The sequence below is a fragment of the Halobacillus sp. ABR2_026 genome, assembly GCF_056158545.1.
Map to the genome: position 1 here is coordinate 384403 of NZ_JBSWTM010000001.1, position 22267 is coordinate 406669.

The 22267-nt window shown below is 38.2% G+C and carries 24 protein-coding genes; 23 read left to right on the plus strand and 1 reads right to left on the minus strand.

Annotation, left to right across the window (positions count from 1 at the left end):
* Positions 1-17: 17 nt before the first annotated feature.
* From ACXADE_RS02130 to ACXADE_RS02240, 23 genes are all read left to right on the plus strand, one after another.
* The gene (locus ACXADE_RS02130) at positions 18-251 is read left to right on the plus strand and encodes a hypothetical protein (protein WP_474978860.1); all 234 of its coding nucleotides are present in this window, start codon (positions 18-20) and stop codon (positions 249-251) included.
* Positions 252-661: 410 nt separating this feature from the next.
* Entirely contained in the window at positions 662-1102 is a 441-nt protein-coding gene (locus tag ACXADE_RS02135) for a hypothetical protein (protein WP_474978861.1), read from the plus strand.
* A gap of 69 nt (positions 1103-1171) precedes the next feature.
* Complete coding sequence (locus ACXADE_RS02140; RefSeq protein ID WP_160841183.1) at positions 1172-1366, plus strand: hypothetical protein; 195 nt, start codon at positions 1172-1174, stop codon at positions 1364-1366.
* Positions 1367-1381: 15 nt separating this feature from the next.
* A complete protein-coding gene (locus ACXADE_RS02145; RefSeq protein ID WP_035541924.1) occupies positions 1382-1645 on the plus strand; it encodes a hypothetical protein in 264 nt (87 codons plus the stop codon).
* A gap of 14 nt (positions 1646-1659) precedes the next feature.
* Entirely contained in the window at positions 1660-2769 is a 1110-nt protein-coding gene (locus ACXADE_RS02150) for a hypothetical protein (RefSeq protein ID WP_474978862.1), read from the plus strand.
* Between the two features lie 13 nt (positions 2770-2782).
* Entirely contained in the window at positions 2783-5272 is a 2490-nt protein-coding gene (locus ACXADE_RS02155) for a VirD4-like conjugal transfer protein, CD1115 family (protein WP_474978863.1), read from the plus strand.
* 31 nt (positions 5273-5303) lie between these two features.
* On the plus strand, positions 5304-7205 hold the full coding sequence (locus ACXADE_RS02160; protein WP_474978864.1) for a pLS20_p028 family conjugation system transmembrane protein: 1902 nt from the start codon (positions 5304-5306) through the stop codon (positions 7203-7205).
* A 35-nt stretch (positions 7206-7240) separates the two neighbouring features.
* Complete coding sequence (locus ACXADE_RS02165; RefSeq protein WP_474978865.1) at positions 7241-7555, plus strand: DUF5592 family protein; 315 nt, start codon at positions 7241-7243, stop codon at positions 7553-7555.
* The gene (locus tag ACXADE_RS02170; RefSeq protein WP_474978866.1) at positions 7539-7745 is read left to right on the plus strand and encodes a hypothetical protein; all 207 of its coding nucleotides are present in this window, start codon (positions 7539-7541) and stop codon (positions 7743-7745) included. Before ACXADE_RS02165 ends, ACXADE_RS02170 begins: the two co-directional genes overlap by 17 nt.
* Complete coding sequence (locus ACXADE_RS02175; RefSeq protein WP_474978868.1) at positions 7746-8405, plus strand: hypothetical protein; 660 nt, start codon at positions 7746-7748, stop codon at positions 8403-8405.
* Between the two features lie 3 nt (positions 8406-8408).
* Entirely contained in the window at positions 8409-10331 is a 1923-nt protein-coding gene (locus tag ACXADE_RS02180) for a VirB4 family type IV secretion system protein (protein WP_474978869.1), read from the plus strand.
* A 2-nt stretch (positions 10332-10333) separates the two neighbouring features.
* On the plus strand, positions 10334-11434 hold the full coding sequence (locus tag ACXADE_RS02185) for a lysozyme family protein (RefSeq protein WP_474978870.1): 1101 nt from the start codon (positions 10334-10336) through the stop codon (positions 11432-11434).
* 15 nt (positions 11435-11449) lie between these two features.
* Entirely contained in the window at positions 11450-12025 is a 576-nt protein-coding gene (locus tag ACXADE_RS02190; protein WP_474978871.1) for a hypothetical protein, read from the plus strand.
* Positions 12022-12885 carry a hypothetical protein gene (locus ACXADE_RS02195; protein ID WP_474978873.1) on the plus strand — a complete coding sequence of 288 codons (864 nt, stop codon included), beginning with the start codon at positions 12022-12024 and terminating at the stop codon, positions 12883-12885. The genes ACXADE_RS02190 and ACXADE_RS02195 overlap by 4 nt, the downstream gene beginning before the upstream one ends.
* Before the next feature lie 251 nt (positions 12886-13136).
* A complete protein-coding gene (locus tag ACXADE_RS02200) occupies positions 13137-13394 on the plus strand; it encodes a hypothetical protein (RefSeq protein ID WP_474978874.1) in 258 nt (85 codons plus the stop codon).
* Entirely contained in the window at positions 13391-14554 is a 1164-nt protein-coding gene (gene mobP2, locus ACXADE_RS02205) for a MobP2 family relaxase (protein WP_474978875.1), read from the plus strand. Before ACXADE_RS02200 ends, mobP2 begins: the two co-directional genes overlap by 4 nt.
* Positions 14555-14564: 10 nt before the next feature.
* A complete protein-coding gene (locus ACXADE_RS02210; RefSeq protein ID WP_474978876.1) occupies positions 14565-14993 on the plus strand; it encodes a hypothetical protein in 429 nt (142 codons plus the stop codon).
* Positions 14994-15033: 40 nt separating this feature from the next.
* Complete coding sequence (locus ACXADE_RS02215) at positions 15034-15315, plus strand: hypothetical protein (RefSeq protein ID WP_474978877.1); 282 nt, start codon at positions 15034-15036, stop codon at positions 15313-15315.
* Positions 15302-16792: an ImmA/IrrE family metallo-endopeptidase gene (locus ACXADE_RS02220; protein WP_474978878.1), complete on the plus strand. Its 1491-nt coding sequence runs from the start codon at positions 15302-15304 to the stop codon at positions 16790-16792. The genes ACXADE_RS02215 and ACXADE_RS02220 overlap by 14 nt, the downstream gene beginning before the upstream one ends.
* 59 nt (positions 16793-16851) lie before the next feature.
* Positions 16852-17790, plus strand: a complete 939-nt coding sequence (locus ACXADE_RS02225; protein WP_474978879.1) for a toprim domain-containing protein — start codon at positions 16852-16854, stop codon at positions 17788-17790.
* Positions 17791-17942: 152 nt separating this feature from the next.
* The gene (locus ACXADE_RS02230; RefSeq protein WP_474982176.1) at positions 17943-18161 is read left to right on the plus strand and encodes a plasmid partition protein ParG; all 219 of its coding nucleotides are present in this window, start codon (positions 17943-17945) and stop codon (positions 18159-18161) included.
* Positions 18154-18993, plus strand: coding sequence for a DNA-methyltransferase (locus ACXADE_RS02235; RefSeq protein ID WP_474978880.1), 840 nt, complete (start codon positions 18154-18156; stop codon positions 18991-18993). Before ACXADE_RS02230 ends, ACXADE_RS02235 begins: the two co-directional genes overlap by 8 nt.
* A gap of 12 nt (positions 18994-19005) precedes the next feature.
* The gene (locus ACXADE_RS02240) at positions 19006-19836 is read left to right on the plus strand and encodes a DNA adenine methylase (protein ID WP_474978881.1); all 831 of its coding nucleotides are present in this window, start codon (positions 19006-19008) and stop codon (positions 19834-19836) included.
* On the opposite strand, the gene ACXADE_RS02245 is transcribed toward ACXADE_RS02240, so the two are convergent.
* Positions 19830-21833 (minus strand): hypothetical protein, encoded by a 2004-nt coding sequence (locus ACXADE_RS02245; RefSeq protein WP_474978882.1) that lies wholly within the window; start codon positions 21831-21833, stop codon positions 19830-19832. The genes ACXADE_RS02240 and ACXADE_RS02245 overlap by 7 nt on opposite strands.
* Between the last annotated feature and the right edge of the window lie 434 nt (positions 21834-22267).

Sequence of the window (22267 nt, forward strand, 5' to 3'; positions counted from 1 at the left end):
TTGGGAGGTAAGAAAAGGTGAAATCAAATAAAAAGCACTTTGCTTATTATGACATTGCTTCACAAGCTGACAATGTAAAAACCTTTGAAGGAAAAAGATATGATGTGCTTGGTATTTGGGCGGTTGATCGTCATGGTACTACTGAAAAGCTGGCCAGTATCTATTATCGAATTCGAACCGTAAAAGATGATCAATTCAGAACCATTGCTAAACGCAAAAATCCTATGAGTGAGCTGAAACCTATCAAGTAAATATAACGATTTTAACACGTGCTTAAATAGCACACATTGAACATTGAAAACTATATATCTATGTTAGGAAATTGAAAGGTCATAAAACTTTCCTAACAGTCGATGACCGTTTGGTGCGTGTTACGTGAAACGCATCTTGTGACCGGGTAAGCGTTGTATCTATTATGGATTACTTATATAAAGTGAGGTATAAACTGATGAAGCTTTATGTAGTTTATCCTAGATACATAAAGTTCTTCGTATAGGCTAGAAACGATGTGCATTGTAGAAAAATAATCATTCTACATAGGGTTGATTGTATCTCGCCATAAACAATCATCAATAATAAAGATCTATCTTCCATAATGTGGATTTATATTTTAGTAGGTGTTAGAATCGTTATACAAATCACTTGAGAGGAGATTGATCTGATGGCAAAGCGTTGGGTCGGTGGTTTGGCTGGATTTGTTATAGTTTTAATCCTAGTTGGTTGCGGATTTCAAGGAGCCACAGGTCAAGTCAAGTCATTATCACCAGGTGACATGAAAGAAACTCTGCAAGACAGTGACAATGTTTATATTTTAGTAACTGATGCGTCTGAGGAAGAAAAAAGAGATGAATATATCAAGGTAGTGGAAGAAAATATTGAAGAAATTAATGTGAAAGAAATTAATGCTCAGAATCAAAAGATTCTTGATGGGGATATGGATCTGAATGATATAGGTTTGGAAGGTAGTGAACTGTTCCAATCTCTAAGTTATTATCAGGATGGAAAATTACAGGATCGTATCTCCTTAAAAACACAGAAATACAAAACCCTTGAAGATAGGGATAAAGCCATACAAAAATTCATCAACGAAACATCATCCTAATGGAAGTGATCCTTAATAGATCGCTTCTTTTTTTTATGGATAAAAAACCTTGAAAGGGGGTGAAGGTGAATGGGCGTTACTAATCGTGAACTTAAGCAATCAAAAGACTTAGTTCAAACACTGCTAACCATCCAAGACATTTCTTACAATGAGTGGCTTCATGATAAGCACCAAGACTACATTCAACAAAACCAAGATGTCGTTATGAAGTCATTGCTCCATTACAAAGGGGTGGATGAAGAAAACAACAACAAAAATATTTAATAAGGGGAGATATTAATGAAGTACTTTGCAGATCATTCCATGCTTGCTGCCATTAGTAATTTACAATCTACTGGGGCATCAATTTTAACCGCCATGCAGCTTTTGGGTATTATCTCGGCTGCCATTGCTTTTGGTATAGGAGCCTACCATCTTATATGGGGTGGAGTTAGAGGTCGCCAAAGCTCTATCGTGTGGTTCATTGGTGGTGCCGTTGGACTTGTCGTTCTAATGGGAGCTACAGCTATCGCTGAATACATTGACAGTCAGGTGATCTTTTAAAGGAGTGTAGGTTCATGAGGGTATTATTCACATCAAAAATGGATGGTGAAATTTCGAGCTTTCACCCTTATTCCTTCCAGGAAATTGTCGTTCTAACAGCAAAATTGGATGCTAAATTAAAGAAGAAAAATGCCAAGCCAATTCTGCTAGATTTCATGATATTTAATGAAGAAGGAGACAAGCTGTACAACGGCTCATATGAAATGGGAGCAGAAGGAACATCAAATATTTATGACCATGTTTGTCAAAAGCTTTTAGAGTTACCCATGCAAAATAAAAATGAAGAAACAAAAAGGGATGTCTTTCTTCAACAATTAACTTCTAATACACCAGCATCTTATCAAATTGATATGACAGGAGTATTGAAAGAAAAGGAAGAACAAAAATCGAGTTGGAAGCAACTTGGTAAGCGTGGCAAATTTTTTGTGAGTATGATCAGTACCACATTAGTGGTAGCCATAGTTACATCCATCACTCTTTTTATACTTCTAAGCAATCAAGGCAAAGATCTAAGAGCCACAACACAAGAGCTGGAAAAAACGGAGAATGTAAAAACGGCTTATGAAGGTTATTGGACAGGTCAGCAGAAAAAAGCTGTTGATCAGTTACAAGGAATGGAAACCTTAACGGAATCGGAGCGCAAAACATTGCTTCATTTTCTGGTGGAACTTAAAAAGTATGATCAAGCTTTGCAATATGTGGGCAAGAAAAACTCTTCTTCACTGGCTGAGCAAGTCATGAAAGTTCATGGTCTGGAAGAATTGATTTCCTTTCAAGAAGCTTATCCAAGTCCTTTGGGTGAATTTAAAATAGCTTTTCATAATGGGGAATACAAACAGGCGGTGGATATTCAAGATATGGCGATGTCTCCTGAGCTGTATAAACAAAAGGGGATCGCTTATTTGAGGCTTGGTCAATTGGAAGATGCAAAAAAGATGGCCAGTGAAGCGAAAAATGATGAACTGAATAAAAAGATTAATGAGTATCAAGAAATTGAGGAACAGTTGACGAAGATAAACAGCCAAATAGAAACAGAGAAAAAGTCGGAAGATCAAAATCAATCTAAAATCGATTCGCTTAAGGAACAACAAGATGAGCTGGAGGGCCAAAAGAACAATATATAAGAGGGTGATTCATTTGAAATCAGTCATTGCTAAAAAACAGGTGCTTATTCTCCTAAGCATCTGTTTTTTTATATCCACGATGCTGGTCAGTACTTTCGTATGGAATTTGGGATATGCCATGTGGTCAACCTTAAAGACTTTCCCAGAATTCAGTAAACCAATAGAAATTAAAGCTTCATTTTTGACAGATTTTCATATGCAAGAACAACCTCTCTACTATGGAATAGCGGCCTTAATCGGCTTAGTCGGTATAGCCCACATGATTTACAAACTTAGAAGTAACTTTAAACCCGTAGGCACGGACGAAAAAGGTTCCCAGAGATTTGCAACGAGAAAAGAAATTCAACAACAGTACAGGGCCATTCCTGATCGAAAACAACCATTTAAAGGTAAAGGAGGCCCTGTGTTATCTAGAAAAGGGGACAAAGCTTTTATTGATCCGTCACCTGTCAATAATCTAATTATAGGTACGACAAGGAGTGGTAAGGGCCAAACCTATGTTATTCCAACCATAGATGCCTACTCTCGTGCTGAATATCAGCCCTCTTTAGTCATCAATGACCCTAAAGGCGAGTTATTTGCTTCTAGCCGGGAGACGCTGGAGAGAAGAGGTTATGAGGTTGAGGTCTTAAACTTAATGAATCCCATGCAAAGCATGAGCTTCAATTTGCTAGAGTTGGTAAAACAATCTTATAAGGATGGGGATTATTCTACAGCTCAAACTCTTTGCGAAACCATTACTCATATGCTTTACCACAATCCGAATGCTAAAGAACCTATGTGGGATGATTCAGCTAAATCACTTGTGAATGCTATGATCCTTGCGGTTACAGAGAAAAGCATAACCGAAGGGATGGAAGAGAAAATTACGATGTACACGGTCGCCAACATGCTCTCAGAGTTAGGGACTAGAAATGAAATGGATGAAGATGGCCAAGAATACAATGCATTGGATCAATTCTTCCAAGAACTACCCCAATCCCATGTAGCGAAAGGTCAATATGCAACGAGTAATTTTTCCAAAGGAAATACTCGATCAAGCATTTTTACGACAGCGATGAATGGATTGACGAAATTCACAATGAGTGAAACAGCTAAAATGACAGCAAAAAACTCTTTAGATTTAAAAAGAGTGGGCTTCGGTCAAAGTATTAAGGGGCGAGGTCGCCCTTTTTCCAAAGTAATGGTTTCATTCCCGGATGGAACCACTGAAATCAATCAATCAGGAGAGAGTGGGACATGGACCATTAACTTTAAAACCTCATTAGAGGTCGGAGATTATTTAGTTATTTCTCAAGACTTGGCTCCTGGATCTTCAAAAGTTAAAGAAGTTCAAAAGGATAGCTCGACGATTCGGATTGACAAAGTAGAGAAGGAAACGGGCAAGGTTTCCTTCTCTTATATTTCTGCTAGTAGCACTATGGAAGTAAAAAAAATTATTAACTCCAATAAGCCTATTGCTGTGTTTATGGTTACACCCGATTATGATACGTCTACTCATGCTATACCGTCTATTTTCGTTAGCCAATTGTATTATGTGTTATCAAAAAATGCAGCCATTGCCAAAGGACAAAAATGCTTACGAGAAGTGGTCTTTATGTTAGATGAGTTCGGAAATATGCCTGCGATAGCAGATATGGAAAATAAAATCACAGTATGTTTGGGAAGAAACATTCGTTTTCACTTAGTTGTTCAATCCTATGCTCAATTAAAAGATCTGTATGGAGAAGATGGGCAAGCCACCATTCGTGGTAACTGTGGAAATGAAATTTATATATTGAGTGCTGACTATGATTCTGCTTCCTATTTTTCTTCCAAGTTAGGAAAGCAAACGTTAAATACTCAAACACGGTCTGGATCTACCTTTTCCCTGGATAAGTCGAAAACGGAAAGTACGGAAGGAAGAGACCTTCTAACGGCCAATGAACTGCAGGAATTGGAGGAAGGAGATACGGTAGTGCGACGTGTGCTATTACGTCGTAATAAGAAAGGAAGAAAGATTCGTGCCTTTCCTATTTATAATACAGGAAAATACAGTATGAAATATGCTCACACGTATCTTAGTTCAGAATTCCGTCCAGGTAGATCAATTACGGAAGAAGAGATTTCTACCCCACACCGCTATGTTCATCCAGCAGACTTAGTTATTGATTTTCAAACTGGCTATTCTAATAAAGCACAGACAGACGAGGCGGTAGAGGATATGGAAAATCACTCACAAAATGGACCATTCAGTGATTCAGAACAACCTATGGAATGGTGGAGGAAGGAAAAAGTCGGTGAGTTCTTTGATAAAAGCACATTCTCCCTGATCCACCAACAAATTGCTCCTCATTTAGAACACAGTGAGGAGGAAATGAATGATGAACCTATGGAAGCTTTTCTTTATAACTTAAAGCTTTTAGGCGATCACCAAGAAATTAACCGACAAGTGTATAGTCACATTCGCAAACAAATAGATAAGTTAATTGAAGAACAGGAAACACCAGTAGAGCAGGGATGAAAAAGGGAAAAATAATAAAGGTGGTGATGGAGTGTCCGATGAAGAACTGTTAGAGATATTGTTAAGGTTTTCCGAAGTCTTATCAACGAATAATATCTTTACATCTGGGTTAAGGATCGTAGGGTGGGGAACGATATTATTCTTGAAAATGATTGTTGATGGTCTGGAAGGAATGGTTGATCAGGTCTTAACCTTAACGGATTTCTTTTCGAGCGATCCCGTGACTAACTTTCTCGAAACCATCCAGCCTGCTCTCTACATTATGTTGGCCATCTCATTGGGAATGATCGGCTTTCGATTAATATTTAATAAAGAAAAGAATCGATCTGACATTCCAATGAACCTATTTATATCGATCATGACGATTACTCTGTTGTCTTTTGGAATCGGGAAAGTGAATGACTTTACTGGAGATGCGATGGACGTAGCGAAAGTACAAACAGATTCTTTTACCACCTCCGATCGAGTAATGGGAGACCATATTACAGACATAGTCATTTATGAAGAAACAGACTGGACAGATCCAGATGTAGAAGAACAACATCATATAAGCCCAGACTCAATTGATAAAATATCCATTAATGAAACGATTGACGATAGTTTTGAAAAATCTAATGGCGATAGCCTATCAAATAAAGGACAAAAGCTTGTAATGAACAAAGTAGGGTTGGAATCAAATGGCGAAGAAGGGCTTGTTGAGTTAGGAAAAAGTGGTCTGTTTGATTTCCTTCCAGAAAATTATTACAGGTGGCATGTGGATTGGTTTACTGCCATCGTAACTCTTTCCGTTATGGCTTTTACCATGATATTAATATCGATTAAAGTAGCCAAGCTCTGTTTTGAGCTTGGCTTTAATCATATCGTGGCCTTAATCATGGCCTATGCGGATATTTCGACGGGCCAGCGATTGAAAGCGATCATTAAGAATATTGGAAGCATTTTTGCTTCGCTTATCATGATTTTCTTAAGTCTACGTGTGTATATGTATTACACAACTTTTATAAATAATAATCTTGAAGGACTAGGGTATCTGATTGCTTTAATTGCAGGAAGTTTGGCTGTCATTGATGGTCCTAATATCGTGCAAAAACTCTTTGGAATTGATGCTGGATTGAAAAATGCCTGGCATGTGGCGATGGGTGGTTACCTAGCTTCTAAAACACTCGGACCTCCCGTGAAGAAAGCTGCAGGAGCTATTACAAGTGGTGGTGTATCAGCCTTGATGAATACAGGTGCCGGGACAGCTGGTGCGGTCGCTGGTATCTATGGACGCAAAGATGAGAGGAAATCTAAGACAAATGGAAAAAGTGATTCATCATCAACTGAAGGAAATAGAAGTCAAGGAAATAGAAGAAAACAAGAGCCAAGTCCAATGACATTCAATCAGGAAGGGCAAAAAGGTTCGTTGGGAGGAAAAGAAGTTAGAAGTCCGGAGGCAGGAAATCGTTCATCCAGCTATGAAACTCAGGGTCAGTCCCATCCTTCTTCTCAGAAAGGGCCCTCTATGAACACTACAAAAGAAGATTCCCCAGGAGGATTGGACGTACCGTCATCGAACCAAAGCAATGAGCAACCTATATATACTCAACCTAAGAAAGATAAAAAACAAGAGAAAGATATAGGTAGTAGTGAAAAAGGAAGCGCACGTTTAGATGCAAACAATAATGAACCTAAGGAAGAGACAAACCAAATAGCTGCAAGCGCCGAATTAGAAACACCAGACGTAAAATCTCCAAAAAGTACAGATGATATTCCTATGCCTAATCAATATAGAACAGAGCAGCGAACTGTAGGAGGATATATGAAAGATCGGTTGGGTGAGCGATTTACTAATAATCCTAAGGTTCAAAGTGCAAAACGGACGTATAACTTATCTCGAAACACTACGGAGAACTGGATAAATAAAATTAAGAAACGCGGGCCTGAGTCTTAACTTGGTTCGCGTTTTTTTATGAAGGAGGGTTTTTATTGCAATACAAGATACCATCCGAAATTGGAAGTGAGTTGAAGATCAACCGTCTATTTTATCTTACAGACTTACTTGTGGTACTCATCTTAGGCGGCATAGGCTTTACATTCCGATATGTCGTTCATTCTTCATTCGTTTGGTACTATGCGATTTTTTGGATACTATTGATGGTTGCTTGGTTGATCCGACCCAAAACGAACCCTAAACTTCGTATGGTCAAAGCCTTATTCTTAGCTGTCACAAGGGACCGAATTGCTTATTGTGCCATTGATAAAAAAGAAAGGGAGGATGGTAGGGATGGTGATCAAATTTGAAGAGTTAAATGATGAAGAATATGCGTTTCAAAAGTTTAAGGCACTTCTTGAAGAACAGCTTGTGCGAGACTTAACAAAAATAGAAGCACGGAAGATTCGTTGGTTGTCTGGATGGGAGCATGAGACGGTCGGCGTATTTTTTGACCTGATTCATGAAGTAGCAGGAAAGAAAAGTGAGGGAGGACTTTAAATGAAGAAGAATAAGAAAGGCCACCCTTTCTTTAAAGAAGACAGTTCCGAAAAAATGGCTCTTTTTGATGAACGAAAAACTACTGAGAAAAACAAGAAGCTGCAAAGGTCGAACGCTAAAAAGAAAAAGAGAGAGATGGCCATTCCATCCATAGCTGAGATTCTTCCCATTCAGGACATGACCGAAGAAGGATCCTTTCAATTAAAAGGAGAGACGGGCTATATGGACGTGATGCAACTTCAGAGTAAAGATATTTATTCTCCATCTACCCAGGAAACGGAGTACGACATCATGAAGATGGCTAAGTTCTTTCAATCATACGCGCCGGATATCAAGATCGTATCTATGAATTTTCCGGTTAATATGAAAAAACAACTGGATGCGATTAATTACAAGATTGCTCAAAACAAAGCGCCTCTCTATGAGCGCTTTTTAATTAGAAAAAGAGAGGAGCTGCATTTTTTAGAGACCTACCGGACGAATAGAGAATTTTATTTATATATTTACGCGACTAGCCTTAAGCAGCTTGCTGAGTATAGAAACAATTGTCGGCGTTATCTTGGACGAGTCGCTCCGGTCATTGAGTTAACCGATGAAAAGAAGATTGATTTGCTCTATAAGCTATACAATCAAAATTCTAAATTAGAAAAGAGGGGTTAAGGAATGTTTTCATTTCTAAAAAAGAAAAGTGATGCCGAAGAAACACAAGAAAAAGGATATAACCCTTTCTTACTGGCCCATATCCAACCGCAAGGAGGAATTAAATTTCACGAAACCTTTACCCGGAAAGGAGACGGTTATGAAGTTTGTGTCCATGTCTATTCCTTCCCTAAAAATGTTTCAGACTTTTGGTTAGAGCCTATTTTCAATATGGAGAATGTCATTACTACGATGGATATTGTCTCTGACGATCGTTACAAAGTCCGAGATGGATTAAACAAAGGGATGGCTGAACAGAGTTCCAGAATGATTAATGAAAAAGATAATGCAGGCATTATTGAAGCGCAAAATAACTACGATGATTTGCGGCAGCTATATAATCAGGTCTCTGAAGAAGGAGAAATCATAAAGCGTGTTCATCTTAGGCATTATGTAAGTGCACAAACAAAAGAAGAGCTGGAAGACAAAGTGAAAGTCGTCTTATCGACGTTACAGGACGAGAATTTTCGAGGGTCCATCTTCTTAAACGAACAGGAATTTGAGTGGAAATCAATCCTCACGAATTATACAGAACAATCCACTTATCGAAACAAGAGGGAAGGTCATCCGATACCCGCACTAGGGTTGGCAGGTGGCTTTCCTTTTCATTTTACTAGCTTAAACGATCCTTACGGTACATTCTATGGCACGACACTCACCGGAGGAAACGTCGTCTTTGATCTTTTTCATAGAGATCAGCAGCGTAAGAGTTATAACGGAGTCATGGTCGGAGCGATGGGGGCAGGAAAGTCTACGACACTTAAGAAAATTATGCTGGATAATGCTATTAAAGGATATAAGGTCCGGACGTTTGATGTCACAGGAGAATTTGTGGAGTTAACGGAAGCTTTAGGTGGGAAGCAGATTGCTCTCGATGGTTCAGATGGGGTCATCAACCCTTTGCAGGTGTATCGAACGGCAGAGGACGAATATACGTCCTTTACTCAGCATTTATCCAAATTGACGACATTCTATAAATTCTTAGCACCTGAAGCGAATGATAGTGAATTGAAAGAATATGAAAATCTATTAAGAAAGCTCTATGAAAAGCTTGGCTTATGGAACGATGATTCAAACTCAAATATAACCAAACTTTCTGTCCATGAGTACCCTATATTCACCGATTTTCTTGCCTTTATCGAAGAACAACTCTATGAAAATTCCAAGGAAGGGAAGCAAAAGGAGAAGTTGAGTCAGGAAAGGAAACGACGCCTGGAAAGCATCGAATTAAACATTCGTAACCTTGTAGAGACTTACGCGCATCTCTTCAATGGAGTATCAACCATCGAACACTTTGATGAGCAACAGGTCGTTACTTTTACCCTGAGGGGCCTATCGCAAATGAGGGCAGAGGTTTTCCAAGCGCAATTGTTTAATGTACTCAACCTCTTATGGGACTCCATGCTAACGAACGGCTCACCTCAGTTTGATGCTTATAATCGGGGAGAATTAGCTTTTGAAGACGCTGTACGATATCTCATTTTGATGGATGAAGCTCACCACATCATTAATACAAAGAAGAAAAGTGAGAGTGCTCTTGATTTTCTTACAAAGTTTAGCCGAGAGGCCAGGAAGTATTTTGGTGCTCTTCTCTATGCCAGTCACACCATTCGTGATTTTGTTCCTGAGGGTTCGGATCAGAGTATGGTAGAGGAAATAAAGAAGCTTTTTGAACTGACCCAATACAAAATTATTATGCAGCAGGATAGTAACAACTTAGAGATGATGCAGCAAATATTCATGGGACAATTAAGCCAAAGTGAATTAAAAGATATCCCTTACCTACAAACTGGGGAGACGATGTTAAGCATCCGTGCGGTTGAAAACATTCGTTTCAAGGTGGAGGTATCGGACGAAGAATTAGCCTTGTTTGGAGGAGGTGCATAAGGATGCCTTGGTCCCTTCTCCTGGGGTTAGTCCCTCGGAAAGTATGGCTATGGTTAATTGGTGTTCTGGTAGCTCTTTTCCTTCTACAAATGCTCTTATATGCTTCTGTCATTACAGGGCTGATCGGTTATCAAAAGTCTTCCTCCAGTGAGGATGTGAGGTCCGTTGATGTGGTAAATGGAACTGCGCAAGTTTCAGCTGCACTAGAAGAGTACCGCCCTCTGTTTGAAGAATATGCCGAAAAGTATGGGGTGTCCAAGTATGTGGAGCTTCTCTTGGCCAAAACGATGCAGGAATCTGGTGGACGTTTGGATGATGTGATGCAAGCAAGTGAGTCTCTCGGTCTACCTCCAAACACGATAGAGGACCCTGAAAGAAGTATTAATGTCGGAATCCGATACTTCTCTGAAATGCTGGAGAAAGCAGGGGGAGATATTAAGCTAACACTCCAAGCTTATAACTTCGGTGGAGGGTTCATTGATTACGCAAACGAACACAATAATGGAGAATACAGCAAAGAGTTAGCGATCGAATTTTCAATAATGAAGTACCAGGAATTGAAGCATACAGGCATGTATTCCTGCATTAGACCTGAGTCGGCAGAAACAGGAGCTTGTTATGGGGATATAGGTTATGTTGAGGCCGTTTTAAGTTACCTTAAAGGAGGAGTTATTGAAGCAGATTTACAACCAACGGGAGATTGGGTTATGCCCGTTGAAGGAGCACTCACACAAACATCTGATTACGGCATGCGCTCAGATCCTTTTGATGGAACACCGGACATGCATAGAGGTATTGATTTTGCTTGTACGAACGCCGTAACGCCTATTCAAAGCGTAGATAACGGTCAAGTGGTTGATGTGGTAAGAAAAAACTCTGGTTATGGAAATAACGTACTTGTGAAACATGAAGAGGGACTTTATAGTCACTATGCTCATTTGTACACGATAAGTGTACAAAACGGGGAGATGATTCAAAAAGGAACAAAAGTAGGCAAGTGTGGTTCGACAGGAAACTCTACAGGTCCCCATCTACATTTCGAAGTTCGGACCAAAAAACAGTATCGTTCTGATGTAAATCCTGCCCCATATCTTGGACTTTAAGAAAGGGGGAAGTTGATGAATAGACGTGTTCTTTTTGGCCTGTTTGTCGTTCTGTTAATCGTTCTCACATTGGTTAATATATATGCTGCACGCACAGCATCGAGTGATGATCTACAGGAAAGCTTGCATCAATTAAAAGTGAAAAACGAAAAGACTATGGAAGAAAAAACTGAATTAAAAGAGATGTTACAACAACAGGAACCTGCTGACATTCAAGCGAGATATGACGCTTTAGTGAAGCAGGTTTCTACGTTTATAGAGGTTGCTTTTAAACAGGATAAAGAGACCTATCAAGAAAGGAAAAAAGAAGCTCACAAGGTGATGAGCAACGATTTAGCTTCAACCTTCTTTCCTACAGAGACCTATAAAGGAGACAGGAAAACGGAGGTGGATGAAGTAGAAATATTCATCAAAACAGGTCATCTCACAAACAATCAAGCTAGCGTATTAGTTAAGTTTAAACACACGCTCTATTCTTTACAGAGCAAACAAAAACAGGTGTCTCCTGTGTTCCTCAGAATAAATGCTCATAGAGAAGAGCACTGGATAATAACAGATTTTCAAGACGTCGAAGAGGAGGGCTATTCATGAAGAAACAAACGAAACACATCACGGAAGGAACCTCAAAAAAATATCTTATTGGACTAAGCGTCATGGCTATGGCGCTTCTTTTTTTCTTGTTTTCTGGTTTTATATTTGGTGATGAAAATCAGAGTAAAGTTCAACAAACGCCTGTCAATGAACCTCTGAACTTACAAGGATCAGGTGAACTTACCATTAAGGACTGGGTTTATAATCCAACGAAAAAGCTGATGGTTGTCACCATAAACATCAAAAAATCAACAGCTTTATTAGATGTATCCTTGAGCTTTACGGCTCAGGAAAAAGAGCATCCAAAACGCGATCTTCCAACGCACGTAGAGTACAACGATGAAAGCAGATATGTCATTAGTATCCACCAGGTAAGTCCTTCCTTTGATGTCATGGCACTCGATGTTATTAAGGAAGAAAACGCCATGCTATTTCCTGAAAAGAATGATCAAAATTCCCTGAAAGGGGGTGAGGAAAAGAAAGAGCTGGCACGTATTTATACAGATCAACGTAAAGTGGAAATGGACAAACAATTAAACATTTTAACGGAGCAAGAATATGAAGTTGCTGCTGTATCTGAAGAGATCGAAGAGGCTAAAGAAACAATAAAAGAGAAGAAGGCAAGTATTCAAACCATCGATGAACGAATCAAAGAAGTTGATCAAAAAATCGTTGAATTAGAATCAGAGCTTCTTTACGAAACGGAGGAAGAGAAAAAGAATACAGAGGCTAGAATTAATCACCTAGAAAATGAAAAAGATCAGATCAATCAAGAGGCAGCTGAACATGAACTAACCATCCAAACCATCGTTGAAAAGATTGGGATGTTAGAAGAAAAACGAGAGATGATTTCGAACTAAAAAGGGGCGTAGGTTGTGGTAGAGGTCAACACAGGGTCCACACATCTCCTGTGCAGGGACCACACTCCAAGGTGAAAACACGAATGGATGTTCCTGCTTTAGCCGCACAGCGATCGCACATCTGGAGATTTTCTTGTTCCCTCGTTTTGCCCGGCTCTGCCGGGATTCACACGCCAAGTGGGAACAAAAACCCCTTATGCTCTTCTCTTTATTCACTAGTCTTAGGGACTTCATCAAAAGGAGTGATTGTAATGGAAGTAAGGATTCGTTATATGGATCCGAAAACGGTTCAACGAATTGACGAACTTGCGGAAGAAAAAGGTTTAAGTCGGCAAGAGTTTTTACATGCCCAGTTGCAACAGTTAGCTGTCTTTCGAGAAGAAAACAATCGTGAACAAAGACTCCAGCAATTAGTCGATCGCAACATTCAAACGATGGCTCATTGTTATACAGCGATTCGAGAAATGAATGATCTCTTGCGGATAGAAGAACCAGGTGAAGAATCATGAGTGAAACCGTAACGCCTGGCGTGGTTTTAAAAACAAAATTCGTGACAGCGAATAAGAAAGGATTTCAAGATTATGTGCAATACGTGGACCGTGAAGAAGCGAAAGGAAAAGGGGAAGCTCATCGGTCCATGTTTAGTTTATACAATCACTATATGGACGATCCAGATAAAACATCTGCTTTGTTTACTCAGCAATCGGATCGTTTATCAGTGGAAGGAAAGCAGGGCATTAAATCTTTGTTTGAACAGGCTCAAAAGAAGAACAGTATCATGTGGCAAGATGTCATTACATTTGATAATGATTGGCTTCAAAACCGAGACGTTTATGATTCAAAGACACACACCTTAGATGAAGATGCTTTGAAGCAAGTAACAAGGAAATCTATGCAATCGATGATGAAAAAAGAGGGATTACAAGAGAGTGCTGTTTGGTCGGCGGCCATTCACTATAACACCGATAACATTCATATTCATGTGGCCACAGTCGAACCAAACCCGACTCGTGAGCGAGGAAAGCGAAAGCCGAAAACTCTAGACGCGATGAAAAGTGAAGTCGTGAATGGATTAATGGATCGAACGCAACAACGGAATCAAATCAACTCATTGATCCGTGACCATATGGTGAATGCAAAGAAAGAGAACAGCAGCATGAAATGGAGCAATAGAGAGATGAAACCTTTGTTTCTTGAAGTATATAATCACTTACCAGAGGATAAGCGACAGTGGCACTATGGCTATCAAACGTTGAACCCAATTCGACCAAAAATTGATGAACTAACGACAAGGTATTTAGATAAGTATCATGGCAAAAATATGAAGCAGCTGCATGATAAATTGGATCAAGAAGTAAACGAATTAAAACAGGCCTACGGGGATGGCCCTAAGGATAAGAAGCGATACCAACATTACAAACAAAACAAGTTGGATGATCTCTATAAACGAATGGGGAATACTTTCTTACAAGAAATGAAACGGTACGATCACCAACAGTATCCTAGACAAACTATCAATACAAATGCCGCTTATAAGTCCATGCCCTCAGCGATTCAATTACAACGTTCCTTAAAAAGCATTCAACGATCATTGGGACAAACATATGATCAGTTTATCAATGATTTGGATCATCAGAAGTTAGAACGAGAAATCGAAAGAGAAAGGTAGGGGATTATGAATGGGAAGGCGTCAAAATGTCACGCTACACGAAGAGACGATAGCGTTAATCAAAGAATATCAGGAACAGCATCATATTCGTTACCCTGGTGAAGCTTTGGACCGTATGGTTAATGAATGGGAAGCGCAGAAGACAACCGACCACTCTCAGGAATATATACTGAGTTTGATGGCTCAACGTTTCCAAGAAGTGTTTTCTGAAGAGATGAAACGGTTGCGGTTAGCAGCCAATCGAAGCGATAAAAATACGCAGGTACTCCTTGAATTAATGAACGGTTTTGCGATGGATCAAAACTTAGAAAATTGTGTTACGACACCAATCTTTGAAAGTCCAGCGATGAAAGATGCGAGAGAAGCGGTCGATGAAAGAATCAGTCATCAGCGTCAGAAGAGAATAAGTGCCGGAGAGACTCAACCAGCATCAAGCTAATGGTATGAATGAGTAATTATCCAACAAAGGAGTGAAAGGAATGCTTTTGTTTAATAGCAATTATGAAGTAGGCGTGTTTAAGCGTTTAGATGAAAATAATGAGCTTGTGATGGACGTAGGACAGGAGGAATATACCTTAACGTTAAGTGATGAGGAAATGGATGATCTTGAGCAGCATTTAGTGAATCAAGAGAACCTACTCATTCCCTTTCATAAGAAAACAAAGGAACTAATATTAAATACAGAACCCAATTACGATGAGGAAGAAATGGAAGAACTCATGAACATGAGTGTGGGAGCTGGGGATCATGGCGAAGACTAAGCGATCCTATAAACAGAAATCACCGGAAAAGGTTAAAGAGGAGATCAATCGACTGACAGAGGGAATGGAAGAAAGTATTTCGAATCACTTTCATTCACCTGAACAAATGAAAGAATATCTAGACTTTATGGGAAAGTTTCACCGATATTCTCCGCGGAATACCGCACTCATTGATTCACAGTTTCCAGGAGCTGAAGCTGTAGGTTCCTACGCCTTCTGGAAAGACAAAGGTTTTTCAGTGAACAAAGGAGAGAAAAGTCTAAAGGTTCTCGTGCCCAATCGTTTAGGCCAGCAGTTCCAAGGTGAAGAGGGCGAATGGAAGCCTTTGAAATATGCGACGAAAACAGAAAAGCAACAAGTTAAAGACGGTCAACTCGACAAACGAGATGGCCGTCTTGTTTATTCTACCGGAAGTGTGTTCGATGTCTCGCAGACAACAGCCACTCAAAAAGATCTGCCTCAAATCTTTCCAAACAAATGGATCGATGGGGAGGTTCAAAATTACACTCAGCTTCGACAAGGGATGGAGGCTATAGCTGATAACAATAACATTCAAATTGTAGAGCCTTATGAAGAGTTAGGGGCAGCTAAAGGTGTAAGTTACACAGGAAGAGGAGAAGTCGCTCTGAATCCGCGTAACTCTGAACGACAAGATACAAAGACTCTTTTACATGAACTGACTCATGCCAAGCTTCATACTAAGGAAAACATGAATGACTATACCAAGCCGGAGAAAGAATTTCAGGCGGAAATGACAGCTTATACCGTTGCCTCTTATTTCAATATTGATACTAGTGACTACTCATTAGACTATTTGCATCACTGGACCAAAGATCATGAATTTAAAGAACACGAAAACTTGTTACAAGAAGTTCAGTCAACAGCTAAAGAATTTATTACGACTATTGAGAAATCTATGGGCCAAGAAAAGGAAGGGGAGAAAGATATGAGTGTTAAAGAACCAAAACATGAAATGGAAGAGGAGAAACAAGAAAGAGAGATATTACCTTCAGAAAAGCTTCGAGAGATGTACCGAAGCCAAGTGAGCAAGGGGGAGAAGGATAGCGGGCCTTTTGTTAAGGAAGAAAAGGCAGAAGAAGAATATTCACATCAAGACTTCAAAGATGCTTATAAAAAAGAGCTCATGAACTTTATTGAACCAACCGTCGGAAAAGAATTGGATAAAGAAGAAAACAATGACCGGCAAGAACGCTTAAAACAGATGCGTTCTTTTCAAGAGACCCACAGTAAAGAAGAGGTCTATCAAATAAAAAAGGAATCTCTTCAAGAATTAAAAGAGCTGCCTTTAACGGATCGTGGAGAGCAGCGACTATCTCAAATCGAAAACAAGCTGGACCGAGAATTCAATGAAGAGAAAGAAAAAGAAAGCACCACTTCAGAAATGAAAAATGGAGGGAATAAAGAGGCTTCTCAGCAAAATGAAAAGCAAAAAGAAAAAGTAGAGATTGAACGCTAGACAGGGAGTTATCTCCCTGTCTTTTTTTATATCTAATTTTAGAGAGGAGGAAGTGCTGCATGGCCAAACATGTAAGCGCGGACCAAGTGGAGGTTGCTCGTAATGTAGATCTCATAGACTATCTTGAGCGTAAAGGGGAGCCATTGAAGAAAGAGGGAAGATATTACCGACATCAAGTGCATGACAGCTTAGTGATTAAAGACCAAATGTATGCTTGGAACTCCAGGGATGAAAAAGGAGCTGGAGTCATTAACTTTGCCAAAATGTTTTATGGAATGAGCTTTCCGGAAGTTGTTCTGGATCTAAATGCACAAGGTTATAAAGTGAAAGACAATTCCCAAGAGCAAAAGTCTAAGGAGCCTTATCAATATCCTGCTCACTATGAAGTGAACGATAGGACCAAGGCTAGAGATTACCTTACGAATGAACGGAAGATTCATCCTAAGATTGTAGAGTGGTTAGACAGTAAAGACTTAATAGCTCAAGACAAGCTCGGGAATGTGGTGTTTAAGTGGAGTCAGCAAGGAAAAATTGTAGGAGCTGATCGGCAAGGAACTTCTCCAATGAAAGATGGTCGTATGTTTAAAGGCATTGATAGGAACAGCTATGGATCGGGTGGGTTTGCTGTAGATATTGGTAAGCCAAATTCTATTTATCTTTTTGAGAGCCCAATTGATGCACTTTCATATTGGAGTATTAAGAAAGAAAAGCTGCGGAATACTCGACTAGTTTCCATGTCTGGGCTTAAGCGACAGACCATGATTGATGAGATTAAAAGAATGGTGAAGGATGGCCATTCTTTTAATAAAATAATTTTCTGTACGGATAATGATATGGCTGGGAGAAAATTTGCGAACAAATATCAAAATTTATTGCCAAGAAATTTTTCAAGAGTTTATTTTTCGAAGGAAAAAGACTGGAATAAGGAACTTCAACAAAAATATGAGGGAAACATTAATATTAACCATAATACCGAAAATATAGAAAAGGATATCTAGGGGCAATATTTAAATGCTCTTGATTTGTAAACGACTATCCAATAACCTTGTTTGAGGTCGTTGATTATATACCTACACCATAAATAGAACTAAGAAGGGTTATATAGTTTGATTTTTTAGGTGTTACTATGTTATATTTATAACAATATAACATAGTAACAAAAAGCGTTTTTCATTGTAACACAAGGTTAAGGAGGATCCACATGGAGCCTGAATCTAAGAAAAAGAAAATGGTACATGTTCGTTTATCAGAAGAAGAGCATAAAAGAATTAGAGTACTCGTAGCTGAAAAAGGAACTACTATGCAAGAGTGGTTATATGACATTATCGTTGATAAAATAAAGGAAGAAGAGAGAGATACTCATGAGTAATACTTACAAGGATGAAGTCGGTGGATACCAATTAGATAAGATTTATAATAAGGATTGTATTGAAGGCATGAAAGGGATGCCGGATAACAGCATTGACTTAGCTATTGCTGATCCTCCATACAACCTTAGTAAGGGTGGAAATTGGAGCTGGGATAATTCAACTAAGTTACCTGGATTCGGTGGTAATTGGAACAAAGTGATGGCCGAATGGGATGACATGCCTTTATCTGAGTATCTAAACTTTACTATTCAGTGGATAGCTGAACTTAAGAGAGTAGTTAAACCAACAGGATCAATATGGATTCATGGTACGTATCATAATATAGGGATTATTAATTTTGCGCTTCAAATGTTGGAAACAGAGATAGTAAATGAGGTTATTTGGTATAAAAGAAATAGCTTTCCTAACCTTTCTGGAAGAAGACTAACTGCTAGTCATGAAACTATTATTTGGGCTCACACTGGAAACGAAAAAGGAAGAGAATATTATTTTAACTATGACTACTCAAAGGAATCTGAGTTCCCTGAAGATAATTTAAAAAAACAAGGTAAACAGATGAGAACCGTTTGGGATATACCTAATAATAAGAAAAAAGAAGAGTTGAAATTTGGTAAACATCCCACACAAAAGCCAATTAGGTTAATAGAAAGAATGATTAGGTTATCGGCTAAAGAGGGAGACATTTGTCTTTCCCCATTTAGCGGTTCGGGTACAGAATGTGTGGCATCCCAAAACTGCGGGTTGCATTTTATTGGTTTTGAAACAGATGAAAATTATGTAAACCTTAGTAATGAAAGACTTTCGGGTAATATGGATTTATTTAATATATAAGGGATGAGTTTAATGACAAAGGTAAGTATAGCACCAAGTATAAAAATACCTTCTTTAATGAAATGGACTGGGAGCAAAAGAGGACAGGCAAATGAAATTTACAAACACTTCCCTTCGTACAACAGGTATTATGAACCATTTTTAGGCGGTGGGTCTTTGCTTTATTTAGCTGCTAAAAACGGTTCGGTCGGAGGAGATATGTATCAGCCCCTGATAGATTTTTGGAAATTAGTTCAAAATGATGTGGATTTAGTTTTAGAGGATTACACTCGGCAATGGAATATGCTTCAAGAAAACTTACCAGAATATTATTATGAAGTAAGAGATAGATTTAATAATAACCCTAATGGATTAGACTTGTCCTTTTTAATGAGAACATGCGTAAATGGAATTGTAAGATTCAATAAGGATGGGAAGTTTAACAACTCTTTTCACTTATCTAGAAAAGGTATGACACCGGCTAACTTTGAAAAAATTGTTACCTCTTGGCATGAAAAAATTCAAGGAGTCGACTTTGTCTGTGGTGATTATAAGGATACTATTTCCACAGCTGTGAAAGGAGATTTTGTTTACTTAGACCCTCCTTACGCAGGAAGTAAAAATAGGTATATAAATAACTTAGATAAAGAAAAACTATTTACAGTTTTAGAAGACTTGAATGTTAAAGGGGTTAAGTGGGCTCTTTCATTTGATGGGTCTAGAGGAGATGAAAACCTTACCTACCCTGTTCCAGAGGAATTGTACAAACGTCAGTTAATGCAAACAAGTGGAAATTCAGCGGTAGGTAAAGTATTAAACAAATCTTTAAGTGATGTTAAAGAATCTTTATATTTAAATTATTGAGTAGTTTCACGTGAAATTACATTAATTCTAGGATCTTGGTCGGTAATCTGGATTATAAATTCTTCTATATGTTTTCCATGAATACTAGTAGAATTTATAAATAAATCCAACTTATCACCTTTAAAATCTAATCCAAACAAAATGTCACATTTTGTATTTGAGGAAATATCAATTAAAGAATCCAGATTTTTCACTTTGCATGCTGCAGCAGAGGTGAAATTATAATTTTCTATATCGATACTTTCTTGAGAATGGGACCAATCATTGGTCCCAATGCTTTTTTCAACACTTGCATTTTGTTGGACTAGGTTCTCTACATAGTTTTTAAGCCGGACCCCAATGTCTCCTTCCTTCTTAACAGAAGCTATAGTTTCTTTAGATTCTATAATTAATAGTGTATCCTTTTCTTCATTTGAAATTTGAAATAGATGATCTGGTCTTTTTGAATTCTCTCCACTAATCCTTGGAAGCGATAACCATCTTAACTCTTTATTTGTTTCTTTACTTAGAATAGAAATACCACTCCAGTCCCCGCCAGGTGGATTACACATACCTTCAAACACATTATCACTTCCTAGATGATAAAAAAGAAGGTGGAGAAATGTATCTACGTCATGTTCAGAATAATTTTTCGGTTTAGGTGTAACGTATATACTTTCTTTTTCTATTTGTGGTAGTTCTTCCTTCCAATGCTCTGAAAGAAACCCTTTGCTTGTGAACGAAGCTGTCCTTGAATCTACTAAAACTGCGTCACTTAAGCCTAATATTGATTGCCAGAGTCCATTGTTTTCAATTAATACACCAGGTTCTTCTTTTAATGTTTTCCAAGTATTTTTGTATGCAGGTCCATAAACCACTGTTAACATATCTACGGATTCACCTACTAACATTCTTAGCAAGGGAGGGAGTCCTCGATCTGGTCGAGAATCATCACCTTTTGGTTTAAAGCCTGTAATACAACAAATAACTAAATCCTCGTCTTTGGATAACCAACTTTTGAAATCCTCATCTAACTCTTGATAGATATTTATGATCTCCGAAGCGAGTTTCTTTCTGTTTTCTTTTGGTATTAAACAAAAGGGAAGGTTCTTGGCTGTAATTCCGAGAGCGTATTTTGAAGCAACGCGTAATAGGGTAGGTAATGTTTTTGGAACAGTTGGAATGCTAATTTTCTTTTTCCAATCAAGTTTTCTACTCGTGCTTATATAATCAACCACCTTATGTTTATTTATTAGGTAATCGTGTAATTTCTCCCATTCATCAGATGAGAGAGAATCTTTATTTTTCTTTTTTTCAGCTATTTTTTGAGTAGCAATCAATGCTTTTTGTTTTAATATTTCAACTTCATTGTCTATAGGCGTATTTATTAGGGTGTTTCTAATAATTGAGATCAGTTCATGTTCACCAAAAGCTCCGTCATATGCTTCACTTACCTCTTTACTAGTACCATAATTCTTTAAATAAATTGGTAGAGTGAGAGTAGAATTTTCTATAGAATTACTTAAATAACTGAAGGGTACTGCGGGATTCGGTAATCTTGGTGCTTTTCTGTTTCGGTGCTTATCTAATTCAAATCCTCCTAAGTCAGCTACATATAAGAAGGGAATCTTTGCTCTCCCATAAGAATATGCTCTACCACTGCGCTGCCAAGCTTGATTACCAGCTGGTAGTGCCCCGCAAAATTCAATTGCTAGAACTGGCTTTTCAGTTTTGCCTTCTACCTCTGTGATAATTACATCGGTAATCTCTCTAAGCATACCACCACTATATTTCACCAAAGATAAAATATCCTCATGCCATCTGTTAAAGCCTGGATAGAAAACGAATTTAAAGTCAACATCTGGAGATTTCATTCTAAATTCCGGGCAAGCAAAAGTTCCCAGAGGACCATCTACTTTAACCTTATCATCACCATCACTGAACCCTTGTTTTATTAAATCAAGAGTTCTTTCGCATTCGACTATATTATCACCGTGAATATGAAAAGTTTTCATCATTTACTTAAATTCCCTCCTATTACATATTATTTACATTCTACTATAAAAGTACTAATTAGTGGGCATATGTAATTGGATTACTCAAATTTAATAGTGTTAAATGGTAATAATATGATGAAAAAGTCCGTAATCTTCTATTCCTTCCAATGGAATTATATTCTTTTTCAAAGAGAAAATTTTGATTTTACGAGCTATTAATGTCATAAAAAATCATAACCAATAAGAGAGTTTATACTATGTCAAAATTAACTTTGGATATTAGTTAGCTTTAGCGATACAAATTTAAAGTATTGTGAACGTCAACATTTTTTTGTTTGTTGGTGTGGTCTAGATTTATGAACTCCATATAATATTTTTCATGGTCATTCGATTCGTTAGGATTCCTTACGGTTTTTGACGGTTGACATTTAGTTGAGAACGCTATATGATCTATT